General features: G+C 38.6%; 1 protein-coding gene. It reads left to right on the plus strand.

Annotated features, from left to right (window positions below; genetic code table 11):
- Positions 1–125 precede the first annotated feature (125 nt).
- The coding region (locus ACFEL9_RS26180; RefSeq protein WP_385896387.1) for a hypothetical protein at positions 126–502 on the plus strand (377 nt) is incomplete at its 3' end.

Genomic DNA, 502 nt, shown 5'->3' on the forward strand with positions numbered 1-502 from the left:
TTGGGAACATCAATATTTTTTACTCTTTAAAGGGTGTAACTTTAAGTGTTAGCAACATCCTTGCGGTAGCAAAAAGGAAATCTACCTATTGCTATAGATATGTGGCATAGTCTTAATAACAGTAAATGATGTTCCTGGCCAAAACGCCATACCTGCTATTTATATCATTTGTCTTATTTCAAACAAATCTTCCTGCATTTGCGCAAAACAAATCTTTGCCCCTGGATGAATGGATAAAAAGTTTAGACGCGGATGATGATACACTAAACAAAAACTTTAATGAGATCAGGGATAACTTGAGGAGTAAAGATACCGTCATTATTTTTCGCACTTTAAATGAGCTCGAAAAAAAGGGCGCTGCGGCAGGACCGTATTTCCAGGTGCGCATAAAACACCTTCGGGCGACTATGTTATGGGAAATACGAAAAATGGCGGCAAAGGATTCCATAATACAACTAATGAAGCCTGCCCTGCAGCAAGCGTATGCAATAGATGACGATTA

The organism is Terrimonas alba (assembly GCF_042434975.1).
GTDB classification, from domain to species: domain Bacteria; phylum Bacteroidota; class Bacteroidia; order Chitinophagales; family Chitinophagaceae; genus Terrimonas_B; species Terrimonas_B alba.